Source organism: Sorangium sp. So ce834 (genome assembly GCF_051521425.1).
Lineage (GTDB): Bacteria > Myxococcota_A > Polyangia > Polyangiales > Polyangiaceae > Sorangium > Sorangium cellulosum_D.
In genome coordinates this window covers 11,994,227-12,011,178 of record NZ_CP150351.1, presented here as the reverse complement: position 1 = coordinate 12,011,178, position 16,952 = coordinate 11,994,227, and the positions used below count along the sequence as shown (strand labels likewise).

General features: G+C 72.4%; 11 protein-coding genes. 5 read left to right on the top strand and 6 right to left on the bottom strand.

Annotated features, from left to right (window positions below):
• Positions 1-12: 12 nt before the first annotated feature.
• Positions 13-531: a 50S ribosomal protein L17 gene (rplQ, locus tag WMF20_RS44105; RefSeq protein WP_129579866.1), complete on the top strand. Its 519-nt coding sequence runs from the start codon at positions 13-15 to the stop codon at positions 529-531.
• Between the two features lie 213 nt (positions 532-744).
• Here the strand turns inward: rplQ and WMF20_RS44100 are convergent, their stop codons facing one another.
• Both WMF20_RS44100 and yccX read right to left on the bottom strand, forming a co-directional pair.
• A complete protein-coding gene (locus WMF20_RS44100; RefSeq protein ID WP_437607792.1) occupies positions 745-2,907 on the bottom strand; it encodes a hypothetical protein in 2,163 nt (720 codons plus the stop codon).
• Between the two features lie 5 nt (positions 2,908-2,912).
• Positions 2,913-3,191: an acylphosphatase gene (yccX, locus tag WMF20_RS44095; RefSeq protein ID WP_012240542.1), complete on the bottom strand. Its 279-nt coding sequence runs from the start codon at positions 3,189-3,191 to the stop codon at positions 2,913-2,915.
• A 387-nt stretch (positions 3,192-3,578) separates the two neighbouring features.
• Between yccX and rho the strand changes: the two genes are divergently transcribed.
• The 4 genes from rho to WMF20_RS44075 all read left to right on the top strand — a co-directional run bounded on the left by rho (position 3,579) and on the right by WMF20_RS44075 (position 9,835).
• Positions 3,579-4,826 (top strand): transcription termination factor Rho, encoded by a 1,248-nt coding sequence (gene rho, locus WMF20_RS44090; protein ID WP_044986941.1) that lies wholly within the window; start codon positions 3,579-3,581, stop codon positions 4,824-4,826.
• 203 nt (positions 4,827-5,029) lie between these two features.
• Positions 5,030-7,024 carry a GAF domain-containing protein gene (locus WMF20_RS44085; RefSeq protein ID WP_437607791.1) on the top strand — a complete coding sequence of 665 codons (1,995 nt, stop codon included), beginning with the start codon at positions 5,030-5,032 and terminating at the stop codon, positions 7,022-7,024.
• 49 nt (positions 7,025-7,073) lie between these two features.
• The gene (locus WMF20_RS44080; RefSeq protein WP_129579863.1) at positions 7,074-8,159 is read left to right on the top strand and encodes a (Fe-S)-binding protein; all 1,086 of its coding nucleotides are present in this window, start codon (positions 7,074-7,076) and stop codon (positions 8,157-8,159) included.
• Positions 8,156-9,835, top strand: a complete 1,680-nt coding sequence (locus WMF20_RS44075; protein ID WP_437607790.1) for an ATP-binding protein — start codon at positions 8,156-8,158, stop codon at positions 9,833-9,835. Before WMF20_RS44080 ends, WMF20_RS44075 begins: the two co-directional genes overlap by 4 nt.
• A 67-nt stretch (positions 9,836-9,902) precedes the next feature.
• On the opposite strand, the gene WMF20_RS44070 is transcribed toward WMF20_RS44075, so the two are convergent.
• The 4 genes from WMF20_RS44070 to WMF20_RS44055 all read right to left on the bottom strand — a co-directional run bounded on the left by WMF20_RS44070 (position 9,903) and on the right by WMF20_RS44055 (position 16,795).
• Positions 9,903-11,444 carry a serine/threonine protein kinase gene (locus tag WMF20_RS44070; protein ID WP_437607788.1) on the bottom strand — a complete coding sequence of 514 codons (1,542 nt, stop codon included), beginning with the start codon at positions 11,442-11,444 and terminating at the stop codon, positions 9,903-9,905.
• Between the two features lie 265 nt (positions 11,445-11,709).
• Positions 11,710-13,677: an acetate--CoA ligase gene (gene acs, locus WMF20_RS44065; protein ID WP_437607787.1), complete on the bottom strand. Its 1,968-nt coding sequence runs from the start codon at positions 13,675-13,677 to the stop codon at positions 11,710-11,712.
• A gap of 165 nt (positions 13,678-13,842) precedes the next feature.
• Complete coding sequence (locus WMF20_RS44060) at positions 13,843-15,078, bottom strand: tetratricopeptide repeat protein (RefSeq protein ID WP_437607785.1); 1,236 nt, start codon at positions 15,076-15,078, stop codon at positions 13,843-13,845.
• Between the two features lie 7 nt (positions 15,079-15,085).
• Positions 15,086-16,795, bottom strand: coding sequence for a serine/threonine-protein kinase (locus WMF20_RS44055; RefSeq protein ID WP_437607784.1), 1,710 nt, complete (start codon positions 16,793-16,795; stop codon positions 15,086-15,088).
• Between the last annotated feature and the right edge of the window lie 157 nt (positions 16,796-16,952).

The window sequence follows — 16,952 nt, the reverse complement described above, 5'->3', positions numbered from 1 at the left end:
TGAGGGAACGTCATGCGTCACAAGAAAGCGGGCAGGCAGTTTGGTCGGGACACCTCCAGCCGCAGGGCGATGCTTCGCAACCTGACGGCGAACCTGATCACCCACGAGCGGATCGAGACGACCGACGCCAAGGCGAAGGAGCTGCGGCGCGTGGCCGAGCGGCTCATCACCAAGGCGACTCGGCTCGGCAAGGTCGCGTACACCGCGCACGCGGAGCTCAGCCCTGGCGACAGGGCGCGCCGGCTGCACGCCGAGCGGCTCGTGGGCAGCTACATCCCTCGCTGGGGGGTCGCGACCGATGGCAAGAAGGTCGACATCATCGCGAAGGTGATGATCGATCTCTCGAAGCGGTTCGAGGGGCGGCCGGGTGGCTACACCCGGATCATCAAGCTCGGGCCGCGCCGCGGTGACAGCGCGCCGATGAGCCTCATCGAGTTCATCGACGCGCCGCCGGTGGCGGACGCGCCCGCGCAGGCGGCCGAGCCGGTCGCCGCGGCGGAGCCGGCCGCCCCGGCGACGACCGCCGGCTGAGCCGGAAGCAGGCCGGCGCCCGGCGGCGCCGGCGCAGCTGCAGCGAGAACGCCGGGAGAGCCATGGGCTCGCCCGGCGTTTTTGCGTTGTGCGCCCGGCGCGCGCGGCGGCCGTTGTGTCGCGAGCTCACCGCGGATGATCAGGTGGGGCGTGGACGCGCGCACCTGAATTGTAAAATTCTGCTGTTGGTGCGCAATCGGGCGTGGCCGTGGGTCAGCGGTCGAGCGTTCCGGCGTCAGGTGCGCCGTCGTCTCGCGGTTCCGCCGGCTCGATCTGCTGGACCGGAAGGGCAGGGCTTGCCCCCGACGCGGAGACTGACAGCGCCGGGTCGGACGACGCCGCGGCCTGCCGAGGAGGAGCGCTGTCCTGTCCCGGAGCGAGCGCCGGATCGGACGACGCCGTGGCCTGCCGAGGAGGAGCGCTGTCCTGTCCCGGAGCGAGCGCCGGATCGGACGACGCCGTGGCCTGCCGAGGAGGAGCGCTGTCCTGCCTCGAGGACGGCGCGGGCGCGGGAGGCGCGGGCGGCTGCGGCGCGGCGCTGGCCTGCGGCTCCGGACCGAGAGACGCCGGCGCCGGCGGCGGAGCGGCGCTGGGCTGCTTCGCGGACGGCGCCGGATCGCTCCGGCGGCGGGCGATGAAGAACATCGCGAGCAGGGCGGCGAAGCCCACGGCGCCGGCGGCGATGTAGCGGTTCTTCTGACTCTTCCGCTCGGCGACCTTGTCCCCGAGGGACGCGAGCGCCGCCCTCGCCCCGGCGTGGTCCGGATCCAGCTCGATCGCCCGCTCGAGCACGAACTTGTCCGGCGTGCCGCGATCGATGAGGAGCACGCCCTCGAGGTAGGCGATCTCCGCCTCGACCTTCCGCGCGTGCTCGCCGGTCGGGTCGAGCCGCAGCGCCTTGCGCAGCATCGCGAGCGCGTCCTCGCGCCGATCGGCCGGCATCGACCTCGCGCGCTCGACGTAGGGCCCCACCATCTCCTTGCGGCGCTCGAAGAGCGGCGCGCGGGCGAGCACCCTGTCGAACGCGTCCGTCGCCTCGGCGAGCTTGTTCGCGCTCGCGGCGGCGACGCCCTCGTCCATCAGCTTGTACACCTCGGCGAGCCGCGCGCGATCGTACGTCGCGAAGAGCTCGCGCGCGATCCGGTCCCACGACCACTCGCGCGGCGGCTTCTCGCCGGTGAGGTTCAGGTACGCGTCGCGGAGCTGCCAGACGCCGGGCTCGCCGATCGCGGCGATCGCCTCGCGGGCGGCGTCGCGCAGCCGCGCGCGATCGCTGTTGCAGAAGCTCAGGATCACGCGCATGGCGTCCACGTCCCGGACGCGGCCGTAGGCGCGGAGCACGTCGGCGAGGATCTGCGTGTCGTTCGACGCGATCGCCTCGCCGGGGATCGCCCGGCCGAGCAGATCGAGCTGCTTGTTGGCCCACCGCTGGACGATCTTGGCGTCGTGCTGGCGCGCCTCGATCAGCGCGGGGACCGCCTTGTCGCGCAGCTTGGCGACCTGCCGCTGAAGATCGATGCGGAGCAGCTCGCCGAAGTAGGCGTGCAGCGCGATGAGCTCGCGGATCGCCGGCGTCGTGCCGTCGGCGGCGAGCATCCGCACCATCGCGAGCAGCTTCACGACGTCGCGCCACGCGCTGTCGCGCGGCCGCGGCGTGGCGAGCATGAAGTCCAGCCAGTCGCCCTCGGCGTCGTCCTTCTCGTCGCCGGTGCTCTTCTTCGCGCCCTTGTCGTCCTTCTTGGCGTCCTTCTCGTCGCCGGCGCCCTTCTTCGCGCCCTTGTCGTCCTTGGCGCCCTTCTTGTCGTCCTTGGCGCCCTTCTTGTCGTCCTTGGCGCCCTTCTTGTCGTCCTTGGCGCCCTTCTTCGCGCCCTTGTCGTCCTTCGCCTCCGCGCCCTTCTTCTTGCCGTCGGGCGCGTCGTCGCCGCCCTTGTCGCCCTTCAGCGCCTTGCGCCCCTCCCTGCGAGCCTCGGCGAGCACGCGGGGCGCCGCGTCGCGATCGATCGAGCCGCGGATGTCCTGCACGCGGAGCCGCACCGCGTCGACGATGCCGGGGATGGGCTCGTCGACGGCCGCGCGGGCGTTCTCCCGCGCGCGGGCGTCCTGCGACGTGATCTGGTCGAGCACGCGATCGAGCTCGCGGATCGCGGTGATGTCGGGCTCAGGGCGGGCGATCGGGGCGAGGCGCGGGAGCTCCGGGAGCGCCGACGAGGCCGGCGCGGCGGCGCCGGCGTCGCGATCCACGGCGGCGTGCGCCAGGGGCGGCGCGAGCGGCGCAGCCGCGACCAGGCTGAGCAGGACGAGCCACGCGCACGGCGGGCTGCGCCGCGGCGACCGCCGCGCGCCCGCGCTCCTCGGATCCGACGCGCCGCGTGTCAAGCGCCTCAATCCGTGATGCGAAAGTCGAAGAAGTCGCCCGAGAAGCCGCGCCACCGGACGTCGACGCGCTCGACGCGCGCCGCGCTCGGGCCGCGGTTCGCCCAGGCGATGAGCTCCTTGAGCTCGTCCTCCTCCCCCTCGGCGAGCACCTCGACGCTGCCATCGGAGCGGTTTTTCACCCAGCCGGTGAGGCCGAGCCGCTTGGCCTCGCGCTGCGTGGAGGCACGAAAGAAGACGCCCTGGACGCGACCGCGGACGAACAGCTGAACCTGTTTGAGCCCCATGGAACCAGCTTGACTTAGCCGCGCGTTCCGGGGGAGGCAACTTCGGGGAGCGCCGGGGCGGCACGGGCAGTTCGCCCCCGCCGTTCCGCGCGAGCGCGGCGCGGTCGACCCCGCGGCCGTGCCTCCCGGCGCGCATTGACAGAGCAGACGCGCTTGATAGAGTCGCCGCCCGATCGGCAAGCGCAGCCCGCCGATCGAGCGACATGAACGTGAGGGCGCCGGTTGCGTGGCGAGCCCTCTTCCCCCTGGCGACCCGCCGACATCGACGACATGCTCGGCCCCGCCTCGGGCTCGACCCGCTAGACCCCCCCAACCAAAAACCATCGACCGACGGCCTCCACGCCCTTGACAGGGCGCGCGCTGTCGCATCCTGGAGCTTTCCGACTCATGCACCTCAGGGAACTGAAGCAGAAACCGATGGCCGAGCTCGTCCAGATGGCGAAGGGGCTCAACATCGAGGGCGCTGCCGGGCTGCGCAAGCAGGAGGTCATCTTCGCGCTCCTGCAGGCCCACGCGGCGCAGGACCAGCCGGTCTACGGCGAGGGCGTGCTCGAATGCCTGCCCGACGGCTTCGGCTTCCTCCGGGCGCCGGACTACAACTACCTGCCGGGCCCGGACGACATCTACGTCTCGCCGTCCCAGATCCGGCGCTTCAACCTCCGCACCGGCGACAGCGTGAGCGGCTCGATCCGGCCGCCCAAGGAGCGCGAGGCGTACTTCGCGCTGCTCAAGGTCGACAAGATCAACGGCGAGCCCCCCGAGGTCGCCCGCGACAAGATCCTGTTCGACAACCTGACGCCGCTCTACCCGCAGCAGAAGTTCAACATCGAGAACGGGACGAAGAGCTTCTCGACCCGCATCATCGACATGCTCTGCCCGATCGGCAAAGGGCAGCGCTGCCTCATCGTCTCGCCGCCCCGCGCCGGCAAGACGGTCCTGCTCCAGCAGATCGCCAACGCGATCTCCTCGAACCACCCGGACACCACGCTGATCGTGCTGCTCATCGACGAGCGCCCGGAAGAGGTGACCGACATGCAGCGCACCGTGAAGGGCGAGGTGATCAGCTCGACCTTCGACGAGCCGCCGACGCGGCACGTGCAGGTGGCCGAGATGGTGATCGAGAAGGCGAAGCGCCTCGTCGAGCACAAGCACGACGTCGTGATCCTCCTCGACTCGATCACCCGCCTGGCGCGCGCCTACAACACGGTCGTCCCGCCGAGCGGCAAGATCCTCTCCGGCGGCGTCGACTCGAACGCGCTGCACAAGCCGAAGCGGTTCTTCGGCGCCGCGCGCAACGTCGAGGAGGGCGGGTCGCTGACCATCGTCGCCACCGCGCTCGTCGACACGGGCTCGCGCATGGACGAGGTCATCTTCGAGGAGTTCAAGGGGACCGGCAACAGCGAGATCCACCTCGATCGCAAGCTGATGGAGAAGCGGATCTTCCCCTGCCTCGACATCAACAAGAGCGCCACCCGCAAGGAAGAGCTGCTCCTGCCGGAGTGGATCCTCCAGCGCGTGTGGCTGCTCCGCCAGCTCCTGCATCCCCTGAACGTCATCGACTCGATGGAATTCCTCCTGGACAAGGTGAGCCGCACCGAAACCAATCAGGAATTCCTCGAGAGCATGAACCAGTAGCGGCGCGTCCTAGGGGCGCTCCCGGCGGACGTAGGGAGCGCTCTCTTCTGGGCGAACGCGTCGCGCAGGGGACCGCGCGCGCGCTCCTCCGGGCGAAGTCGTGTTAGCGTCTGCTGGTGACCGCGAAGGCGGAACAACGCACGAAAGCGCTTCAGGCTCGGATACAGGAGCTCGAGGCGCGCCTTGCCCAAGCTGACAAGACCGTGCAGGCGCTCCGGGACGTCGGGCTCGCGCTCGGCAGCACCCTGGATCTCGACCAGCTCCTCGCGCTCATCCTGAACAAGATCACCGAGCTGCTCGACGCGGACAGGGCGACCCTGTACCTGCTCGACGAGCAGCGCCAGCGGTTGTACTCGCGCATCGTCATCGGCGAGGAGGCGCGCGCGATCGAGCTGCCCGTCGGCGCCGGGATCGCCGGCCACGTCGCCAAGATCGGGCGCACCGTCCGCGTGAAGGACGCCTACCGCGATCGCCGGTTCCAGCGCGACTGGGACGAGGTGACCGGGTACCGCACCCGCTCGATCCTCGCCGCGCCGATGAAGAACCACGTCGGCCGGACCATCGGGGTCATCCAGGTGCTGAACAAGCACGAGGGCGGGGAGTTCTCGGTCCACGACGAGGAGCTCCTGAGCGCCCTGGCGACGCAGGCGGCGGTCTCGATCGACAACTCGCGGCTGTTCCTCTCGGTGATCCAGAAGAACACGCAGCTCGTCGAGACGAAGGAGCAGCTCGAGCACCGCGTGAGCGACCTCAAGCTGCTCTTCGAGCTCGAGAGCGCGATGGGCCGCGCGACCAACATGGAGGACCTCGCGCGCGCGGTCATCACGTCGGCCGGCAGGGCGTGCGAGGCGCGCGCGGGCGGCATGCTCGTCGACGAGATCGAGGGCGGGCTGGTCCTCTACTTCTTCGAGCTCGACGCGCTCGAGGACGGCGGCCCGCCGCCCCGCGCGCCCGCGCCCGGCGACGAGCCGGAGGGCGTCGTGGTCGCCGCCGCCCCGAGGCCGGCGGCGAAGCGCATCGCGATGCGCCGCGGCGAGGGGTTGGTCGGGCGCGCCATGGTGCACAACGAGGCCGTGTTCTTCTCGAGCGATGGCGGGGGCGACGAGCTCGACGACATGGACATGACGGTCTCGCACCGGCTCGCCCAGATGCTCGGCGGGGAGCTGAAGTCGGCGATCGCCGTGCCGCTCGAGGGCGAGGACGCGGTGCCGATCGGCGCCATGGCGCTCTACAACTCCAGGAAGCCCCACGGCTTCTCGAAGGACGATCGGGCGCTCTTGCGGCTCGTGTCGGCGAACGCGTCGACCGCGCTGCGGCTGTTCCGCTCGCGCCTCGAGCGGGAGCAGAGCGAGCGGCTCAGCACGATCGGGCGCCTGCTCTCGGGGGTGATGCACGACGTGCGCACGCCGCTCACGGTGATCAGCGGCTACGTCCAGCTCATGGCCAGCGCCCCCGACGCGGCGACGAGGGAGGAGCACGCGCGGCTGATCCTGAAGCAGTTCGACGTGATCAGCGCGATGCAGCGCGAGGTGCTGGAGTTCGCGCGCGGCGAGCGGAGCATCCTCGTGCGCAAGGTCTACCTGACCAAGTTCTTCGGCGACATCGAGAAGCAGCTGGAGCACGAGCTCGCCGGGACCGGCGTGGCGCTCTGCCTGGAGCTCGAGGACCGCGGGACGGCGCGGTTCGACGAGGCGAAGATGACGCGCCTCCTGCACAACCTCGTCCGCAACGCGGTCGAGGCGATGCGGCCACGCGGGGGGACGGTGACCATCCGCGCCTACCGCGACGGGGGGGATCTCGCGATCAGCGTCGCCGACACCGGCAAGGGGATCCCGAAGGAGGTCCAGGGCCGGCTCTTCCAGTCGTTCGTCACGTCGGGCAAGCGCGGCGGCACCGGGCTCGGGCTCGCGATCGTGAAGAAGATCGTCGACGAGCACGCCGGGACGATCGCGGTCGAGTCGTCCAACAAGGGCGCGAAGTTCACGATCCGCCTGCCCCAGGAGAGCGCGTCGCGGCCTCCGGCGCCGGCGGAGGGGCAGCCCAAGCTGCCGCAGGCCGACGGCGGCCCGGCGCTCAAGGCGGGGGTGGAGGCCGCGCCGGTGGTCCACGAGGGCCTCCCTCGCCGCAGGCCGACAGGCTCATCGACCCCGGTGAACGAGCGCGGCAGGCGCTCGTCGAGCAACGGCTCGGACGCGTGACGCGCCGCCGCCGCTTGCGCGAAGCACGCCCGATGGAGAGACTCAAGCGGTGTCCCAGCTCCGCCTGAAGCTCCTCGAGCCGCACCGGACGTCGCTCGAGAAGTGCGTCTACTGCCCCAAGCTCTCCCGCGCCGCCTGCCCCGTGTCGAACGTCGAGGCGAACGAGACGGTCACGCCCTGGGGCAAGATGTCGATGGCGTACTTCGCCGCGCGCGGCGACGTGCCGCTCGACGCGCCCCACGCGGACCCCGCCTGGGCGTGCTCGGCCTGCTACGCGTGCCGCGAGCGCTGCGATCACAAGAACGAGGTGGCCACGGTGCTGACCGACGCGCGCGCCGAGCTCTTCGCGCGCGGCCTCGAGCCGGAGGGGGCGAGGCGCGTCGCGGCGCGCTTCCGGGCCCGCGAGGACGGCCGCGCCGGCGAGCGCGACGGGCGGATCCAGCCGGATCCGGCCGCGGTCCACGTGCTGGTCGGCTGCGGCTACGAGCGCCACGCGCCGGACGTCGCCCGCGACGCGCTCGAGGCGACCGAGGCGCTGACCGGCGCTCCGGTCCGCCCGGTGCGCGCGTGCTGCGGGCTGCCGCTCCTCTACGCCGGCGATCGGCCGGGCTTCGAGGCCGCCGCGCGGCGGCTCGCCGCCGAGGTCGCGGCGGGGGAGCGCTTCGTCGCGGTGGACCCCGGGTGCGCGCGCGCCGTCCGCGTCGAGTACGCGCGCGTGGGCGTGAGCGTGAAGAGCCCGGAGCTGTTCGTCGATCTCGCGCGGGCGTCGCTCGACCGGCTGCAGCGGTCGACGTCGGAGCGGCGGGTGCGCTACCACGACCCCTGCCAGCTCGGGCGCGGCCTCGACCGCTACGACGCGCCCCGGGAGATCCTCGCCCGCATCACGGGGCGGCCGCCGGAGGAGTTCATCCATCGCCGCGAGCACGCCGACTGCAGCGGCGGCGGCGGCCTCGTGCCCGCCACGCGCCCCGCCTCGTCCGCCGCCATCGCCGACGGCAGGATCGCGGAGCACCGCGCGCTCGGCGGCGGGCTGCTCGTGACCCACTGCGCGCAGAGCCTCCGGCGGTTCAGGACCCGGGGCGAGCCGGCGGAGGACCTCGCGAGCCTGGTCGCGCGGGCCGTCGCGCCGCGATGACCGCGCCGGCGCCTGCCGTGGACGAGGCGCGCGGCGGCGCCGCGGGCCAGGAGGGGCCGGCGCCGCGCAAGCGGCGCACGGTCGCGGGGAGGCTCCTCGCGAGCTACCTCGTGGTGCTCGCCGCGTTCGCGCTGACCGTCGGCTGGAGCGTCCAGGCGCTGCGGGCGGCGTCGCGCGACGCCCAGCTGCTGCGCGCCGGGTACGTCCCGCTGCTGCTCCGCATCGGCGAGGTCCTGGCCGAGCAGAACGTCTTCAACGCCCAGCTCAACCACATCACGGCGGCGAAGAACCCCGGCGACGTGCGCGAGTGGCTCGAGACCGCCCGGCGGACCCGGCCGCTCGCCTTCTCGATCGTCAGGGACGCCGCCAGGGCGCTCGCCGGCGCCGACGAGGTGGTGGGCGGCGGAGGCGCCGGCGTCGGGCAGGCGGCCGCCTCGTCGGGCGTGCGCCGGTTCAGCGACGAGATCGCGGCCGAGGTGACCGCCATCGAGCGGCTCGTGGGCGCCAGCCCGGAGCGGTTCTCCCAGCTGTTCCAGGCGCTCGCCGTCGGCAACCGCGAGCTCGCCGAGCGCACGCGCGACGAGCTGGTCAAGCGCGAGGTCGAGGGCGCGCAGCGGCTCCGGGCCATCAAGAGCCGCGTCGAGGAGCAGATGGAGAGCCTCACCGTCGAGGCGAGGCGGCGGGAGGAGCGCTCGATGCACCTGCTGCTCGGGCTGGGCGTGCTGACGCTGCTCGTCGGCGCGGTGATGTCGCTGTACGCGCGGCGCGTGCTCGCCCCGCTCACCGCGGTCACCGAGCGGGCGAACGCGGTCGCGCGCGGCGACCTCACCCCGAAGCAAGTGCTCGCGACGAACGACGAGATCGGCGAGCTCGCGACGACGTTCGAGGGCATGGTCGCCGCCATCCGCCGCGCGCGCGCCGAGCTCGTGAACGCCGAGCGGCTCGCGGCGATCGGCAAGATGGCGGCGCACGTCACGCACGAGATCAGGAACCCGCTGTCGTCGATCGGGCTGAACCTCGAGCTGCTCGAGGAGGAGGTGGCGCGCGCCTCCGCCGCGGACATGCCCGACGCGGAGCTCAGGCCCGTGATGAAGGAGTCGGCGCAGCTCGTCGCCGCCATCCGGGCCGAGGTGGATCGCCTGTCGCGCATCGCGGAGCAGTACCTCAGCGTCGCCCGCCGCCCTCGCCCGCAGCTCGTGCCGGAGCGGGTGGACGACCTGGTGCAGGAGCTCGTGGCGTTCGTGCGGCCCGAGCTCGACCGCGCCGGCGTCGCGGTCCGCGTCGAGGTGGAGGAGGGGCCCGAGATCCTCCTCGACGAGTCGCAGCTCCGGCAGGCGCTGCTGAACCTGCTCCGCAACGCGCGCGAGGCGATGCCCAAGGGCGGCGAGATCGTGGTGAGCGTCGGCTTCTCGGGCGGGGCCGCGACCATCGCGGTCGACGACACGGGCCCCGGCGTGCCGGAGGAGCTGCGGGCGTCGATCTTCGACCCCTTCTTCACGACCAAGCAGCGCGGGACGGGGCTCGGGCTCGCGGTGACGCGGGACATCGTCGAGGCGCACGGCGGCGCGATCTCGTGCGAGCCGCGCGAGGCAGGGGGCACGCGGTTCCGGATCGTCCTGCCCGCCGGCGGCGCGCCGGCCCAGGGCCGCGCCGCGGAGGCGCACGCGGCGCTCTGAGCCGCGCCTGCCGCGCGCGGCGACGGCGGCCGCGGGGGCCGGGCGGCGCGCAGGCCCGGCGCTGCGGCTACTTGGGCAGGTGCTCGAGGATGAGCCCCATGGCGAGGAAGCCCACGACGGCGAACACGAGCGCCGCCAGCACGTAGAAGAGGGTCCGGAACGTCCGCGCCGGGCGCGGCTGCTCGAGCGGCTCCGGCTCGCCGGGGACAGGCAGCCCCGAGCTGACCGAGCCCAGGGTCGGCCGCGTGGGTTTGTAGACGAGCGTCGGACCCTGGCCGGTCGACCCGGGCGAGCTGTCCTCGGAGAAATCCGGGAGCGTCCGCGGCGACACGGGGGGCGACACGATCGGGGGCGCGAGCTCCATGGCCGCGTTGTTCAGCACCATGGTGCCGTTCGGGCCGGTCCATGGCATGGGCTGGTGCATGGGCTGGACCGCCGGCAGCCCGCCCGCCGCGTGAGAGGGACGCTGCCCCTCGCCCAGCGCGGGCGCCGGGTTGCCGAGGAAGTGGTGGGCCGCGAGCGCAGGGTCGCTGGGCTGGCGCGCTGCGGCCTCGACCGGCGGATGCGCCCCTGGATCGGTGGCCGTGCGGATCAGGATGGGATCGGGCGGCGGCACCGGGAGCTTGAGCGCGCCCGAGGACGGGGGCTTGTAGCTCGGGTGCGGCGGCAGGGGCGTGCCGGGCGCGTTGCCCAGCGCGCCGCTGCCGGGCACTCTGGAGCTGCGCGGGCTGAGCGCCGGCTGGCTCGAGCTCTTCGCGGGCCGCAGCTCGCGCCACGCGGTGAGCCCCTCGAGCGCGCTCTGGAAGCGGTCTGCAGGCTCCCGCGCCAGCCCCTTCGCGAGGAACGCCTCGAGCCGCGGATCGATCGGCCCGTCCATCGCGTCCGCGAGCTTCCGCGCGTCGGTCTTCTGCTTCATCTCGACCATGATGAGCAGGTTGCGCGCCTGGTAAGGCAGCTGACCGCTCATCGACTGGTAGATCATCGTGGCGCAGGCGTAGATGTCCGCGCGGTGGTCGACCGTCTTCGCCTTGCCGATCTGCTCGGGCGGCATGAACGAGAACGTGCCGAGGCTCTGCCCCATCTCGGTGAGGGTCTCTCCGCCCATCTCCTTCGGCAGCTTGGAGATGCCGAAGTCGAGGATCTTGACCCGCGTGGACCCGTCGGGGCGCGCCTCGAGGTACACGTTCGACGGCTTCAGATCGCGGTGGATGATCCCGGCGCGGTGCGCGTCGGCGAGGCCCATCCAGACCTGCTCGATGATCGAGTGCAGCTCGTCGAACGCGATCGGCCCCGTCCGCTTCAGCCGATCGATCAGCGACTCGCCTTCGAGCAGCTCGAAGACGAGCACGATGCCGAGCTCGGGGTCCTCCTCGACGTCGAGGATCTCGGTGACGTGATCGCTGTTGATGGAGCCCGCGGCGCGCGCCTCGCGCCGGAACCGCTCGACGGCGGACGACTTCGCCTTCGAGTCGGCGCGAAGGAGCTTGATCGCCACCTGGCGGCCGGTGCGGATGTTCTCCGCGGCGAACACCTCACCCATCCCGCCACGGCCGAGCTGGCGGATGATGCGGTACCGGTTCGCAACGACGGTTCCAGGTTCGAGCTCCAAAAGCGCCTCGCCACAGATTATCCCCCGCGCCGATGCAGGCGATCAAATTCTCCGGCGCGAACGGGGTAAGTCGACCATGGGCGATGGGCCGCCGGCCGAGGGCCGTCGTCGCCTCGCCCCGGCCGAGGACGGCGAAAGAGCCGCAGAATCGAGCTCTTCCGTGGGGCCTCCGCCCCTCGGGTGATGCGCCGGCGCTTCCCCCCTCACGCGCGGCATCTCGCGCCGGTCGCGGGGGCACGGTCGCGCCCCCGCGCCGCCGCGGCGCTCACTCGTCTTCCTGCTTCCGGAGCTTCGCCACGACGCTCAGGTCCTCGAGCGTCGACGTGTCGCCGGTCATCTCGCGGCCGGCGGCGACGTCCTTCAGCAGCCGGCGCATGATCTTGCCGCTGCGGGTCTTCGGCAGCGCGTCCGCGAAGCGGATGGCGTCGGGGCGCGCGAACTTGCCGATCTCCTTGGCGACGTGCTCGGCGAGCTTCGCCTGGAGCTCCGGCCCGGCCGCGAACCCCGGCCGGAGCGAGACGAACACAACGAGCGCCTGCCCCTTGAGCTCGTCCGGTCGGCCGACCGCGGCCGCCTCGGCGACGGCGGGGTGAGAGACGAGCGCGCTCTCGATCTCGGCCGTCCCGATGCGGTGGCCGGCCACGTTCAGCACGTCGTCGATGCGGCCGACCACCCAGTAATAGCCGTCCTCGTCGCGGCGAGCGCCGTCGCCGGTGAAGTAGCAGCCCTCGACGTCGCTGAAGTACTGCTTGCGGAAGCGCTCGTCGTCGCCCCACACGGTGCGCAGCATCGACGGCCACGGCTTCTTCAGGACGAGCAGCCCGCCCTCGCCCGCGGGGACCGGCTTGCCGTCCTTCGTGACGACCTCGGGCACGACGCCGAACATCGGCAGCCCGGTCGACCCCGGCTTCGAGGGCGACGCGCCGGGCAGCGTGGTCATCATGATCGCCCCCGTCTCGGTCTGCCACCAGGTGTCCACGACGGGGCAGCGGCCGCCGCCGATGGTCCGGTGGTACCAGATCCACGCCTCGGGGTTGATCGGCTCGCCGACCGAGCCGAGGAGCCGGAGGCTCGACAGGTCGCTCTTCGCGGGCCACTCGTCGCCCTGCCGCATGAAGGCGCGGATGGCCGTGGGGGCGGTGTAGAGGATGGTGACGCCGTGCTTCTCGATGAGCCGCCAGAAGCGGCCCCAGTCGGGGAAGTTCGGCGCGCCCTCGTACATGAGGCACGTCGCGCCGCTCGAGAGCGGGCCGTACACGATGTAGCTGTGGCCCGTCACCCAGCCGACGTCGGCGGTGCACCAGTAGACGTCGTCGTCGCGCAGATCGAAGACGTACTTCGTCGTGACGTGCACGCCCACCAGGTAGCCGGCGGTCGTGTGGAGCACCCCCTTGGGCTTGCCGGTCGAGCCGCTCGTGTAGAGGATGAACAGCGGGTGCTCGGCGTCGACGATGGTGGGCTCGCAGGAGGGCGCGGCCTGGGCGAGCAGGTCGTGCCAGAAGACGTCGCGGCCCTCGGTCATCTGCACCTCACAGCGCTCGCTGCCGAGGTGCTGGTACACGATGACGCGCGTCGCGCTCTTCGCCTCCGGCTGCGCGAGCGCCTTGTCGACGGTCGCCTTCAGCGGCACGACCTGCCCGCGCCGGTACGCGCCGTCCTGGGTGATGACGAGCTTGGCCTGGCTGTCGTGGATGCGGTCGCGGAGCGCGTCCGCGGCGAAGCCGCCGAAGACCACCGTGTGCACCGCGCCGAGCCGCGCGCAGGCGAGCATCGCGACGGCGACCTCGGGGACCATGCCCATGTAGATCGCGACCCGATCCCCCTTCTCGATGCCCAGCTTCTTGAGCGCGTTCGCGAGCAGCAGCGTCTCGCGGTGGAGCTGGGCGTAGGTCAGCGTGCGCGTGGCGCCGTGCTCGCCCTCCCAGATGATCGCGGCCTTGTTCTTTGTGGCGGTCGTCAGGTGCCGGTCGAGGCAGCTCTCGGTCACGTTGAGGGTCGCGCCGACGAACCACTTGGCGTGCGGCAGGGACCAGTCGCTGGTCGTGGTCCACGGCGTGCGGAACACGAGATCGCCCGTCTCCCGGCGCCAGAACGCGTCCGGCTGCTCGATGCTCTCGCGGTAGAGCGCCTCGTAGGCCTCCTGCGCGCCGACGCGCGCACGACGCGAGAACTCGGCCGGCGGCTCGAACCGGCGCGTCTCCTTCAGCAACGACGTGATGGCATCCTGCGACATGGTCACCCCTGCGTTGGAGGGGACGGCGGGGGCCGGTCCCCGATCGCTGTTCCCCCGCTGGAGAGGACGGCGAACCATCTCCGACTCACCGCGAGGGCGTGCGAGGATACATCCGCCGAGCAGCAGAACAAGGACGGAACGGGCGGGCGCCCTGGCCCAGCCCGCTCACCAGAACGCGTAGCCGGCGTGCAGGCTGCCTCCCAGCTGCAGCAGCACGGATGAGTAGAGGGGAATGTCGTCGTCGCCGTCCTTGTAGCTGATGCCGCGCGACGACTGGAAATAGCTGTCCAGCGAGAACCCGAGGAGCACACCGCTGAGGTCCAGCTCGACGCCGACCTCGGAGAACACGAACGCGTTCACCCCCCAGGCGTGCTTGCACCGGCCGTCGCACAGGTCCCCGCCGGGCGTCTTGATGCTGTCGAAGCTCACGTCGTCGTAGGTGAGGCCGCCGCCGATCGAGCCCACGAACCGCCAGGTCTGCCCTGGGGTCATCAGGCGGACGTTGAGCCCGACGCGCGTCGACCCGAGCGTGTAGCTGGCGTTCGGGTAACTGGGGTGGTCCGATCCGGTGGCGATGTTCGCGTACTGGAACATCACGTCGAACGCCGCGGGGGTGTTCACGCGATAACCCACCCGGATCGAGCCGGCGCCGCCGCTGTTCGCCTCCGGCCGCTGGAACGCGCGCGGGTGGCCGAGCGGCCAGAGCAGCGACGCCGCGCCGATGACGTAGTATCCCTGCGGCGCGAGCGAGAGGGGCACCGGCCGCGGCGGGGGCGGCGGGGGCGGCGGGGGCGTGTACGGCTGCGGCGCCGCGGCCACGGGGGGCTTCTCCGGGGCCAGCGTCAGCTTCACCTTCTTGTCGCGCTCGCCGCTCACCACGGTGACGCTCTGCTCTGCGCTCACGTGGCCATCGGCCCGCGCGCCGATGCGGTGCACCCCCGGCCCGAGCTCCACGACCCGCGCCCCCGACGACGCGGGCGGCTGCTCCTCCCCGTCGATGAGCAGCGTGGCGTCCGGCGGGCTGAGCTCGATCGTGAGGCGGGCGAGCAGCGCGCGCATCTCCTCGATGGCGCTGCGCGCCGTCCGCTCGTCGCCCTCATCCATCGTGTCGCGGTGCTGCGCGAGCGCGCGCTCGAGCGCCGCGATGGCCCGCGGGTAGTTGAAGAGGGCCTTCTCGGCGAGCGCGATGTTGAAGAGCGGGCTGGCCTTCGGCTTCTCCTTGTAGGCCGCCTCGAACTCGACGATCGCCGCCGGGTAGTTCCGGTCCTGGAACAGCTTGATGCCGTTCTCCATGTGCTGCCGGTACGGCTCGACCTGCGCGAGCGCCGGCGAGAGCTGCGCGGCCAGGCCGAGGAGCGCCGCGCAGAGCGCGACCTGGAGTCGTCCGTGCGATCTGCCCAAGCCCGCCTCAGTCGACCTTGAGCTGCAGGCCAGCCGCGACCCCCGCCGGCTTCGACGCCGCGACGTCCGGGGCGACCGGACCCGGCGCGGCGGCCTTTGCGCCGGCGCCCGTCGCCCTGGGGCGCGCCGCGAAGGGGAGCGTCGCCGCCTTCTTCCCGCTCGGCGCGGCCTTGGGCGCCGGGGGCAGCGCGGCCTTGGGCGCCGGGGGCGGCGCGGCGGGCGCCGTTTCCGCGGTGGGCGTCGGCTCCGTGGTGGGCGCCGGCTCCGCGGTCGCGGCGGGCGCCGGCTCGAATGCCGCCGGCAGCGGGTGGAGCAGGACCTCGATGGGGGCCCTGCCAGCCTGGAGCGTCACTTCCTTGTCCACGGTCGTGTATCCGGAGGCCTCGATCCGCACCCGCTTCGTCTCTCCCGTGCGGCCGCGCAGCGTGCGGTCGGCCAGCGCCACGCCGTCGACCGTGAACCGCGCGCCTTCGGCGTTCGTCCGGAGCTCGACGGAGACCTGGACGGGCGGCGCAGGCGCGGCGGCCTCGGTGCTCGCCGCCGGCGAGCGGCGCGCGTGGAAGGCCGCGCCGGCGAGCCCGCCGGCCAGCGCGACGAGCGCCGCCCCGGCCAGCGCGAGCCGCCGCGGCCCGCGCGCGCCCGCGCGCCCGTTGCTCGACCAGCCCACCTTCGAGCCGGTGCCGGGCACCTCGAGCGTCGGATCCATCGCGATGTTCGGGTCGCCCGGCGTGAGCTTCACCGGCGTCTGCCCCGGCACCCCAGGCGCGCTCGTCGTGTGCGCCCCGAGCTCGTCGCTCGAGCTGCGCCGCGCGCCGAGGAGCCCGCCGGCCCCGGCGATCAGCGCGTCCAGGAAATCCCGCGCGGACGAGAACCTCGCGTCCCTGTCCCGCGTGAGCGCCTTGGCGATGACGCGCGCGATCGGCTCGGGGACGGCCGGGTTGCTCATCCGCACGTCCTGGGCGTCCTTCATGCAGATGTTGACGATCACCTGCTCGTACGAGCTGCCGCTGTGCGGCGGCTGCCCGGCGAGGCACTCGTAGAGGATGGCGCCGACCGCCCAGAGATCGGTCCTGCCGTCCACGTCGGGCATCGCCTGCGCCTGCTCGGGCGACATGTAGAACGGCGTGCCGAGCACCGTGCCCTGCCGGGTCAACGTGTGCGCCGGGGCGCCGTCGGTGCGGCGCACCTTCGAGATGCCGAAGTCGAGGATCTTCGCGAAGTTCGGGTCGTCGTCGCGGTCGACCAGGAAGATGTTGTCCGGCTTTAGATCGCGGTGGACGATGCCCGCCTCGTGCGCGCGGTGGAGGCCGCGGAGGATCTGCGCGGTGACGTGGAGCGCCTCGCCGAGCTCCAGCCTGCCGCAGCGCCGGATGCGGTGGCCCAGGTCCTCGCCGCGGAGCAGCTCCATCACCAGGAACGGGACGTCGTCGGCGAAGCCGGCGTCGAAGATCTCGACGATGTGCGCGCTCTCGACGGCGCTCGCCGCCTGCGCCTCGCGGTGGAACCGGGCGACGGCGTCCTTGTTCCGCGCGAGCTCGGCGTCGACGAACTTCATCGCGACGCGCTTGCCGATGGCGGTGTTGACCGCCTCGTAGACCACGCCCATCCCGCCACGCCCGATCGTCCGTACGATCTCGTACTTCTGGACCCGCTTTCCGACGAGCGCGCCCTCGACCGGCTGAGTCGCTGCGGCAGTTGTGTCGGTGCTGCTAGGCATGGCGGTTGCGACTCGGGAGGGGCGGAGCGGGCGAAGCGCTAGGAGGCCCGATGGACGAACCGTATCAAAGAAAGCTGCGCCCCTTCCCTGCGCGGCAGCTTATCACCTACCCCCGCCAGGGTGCACCTTCGCCGGCGGGGGCGGCCAGGGGTGCGCC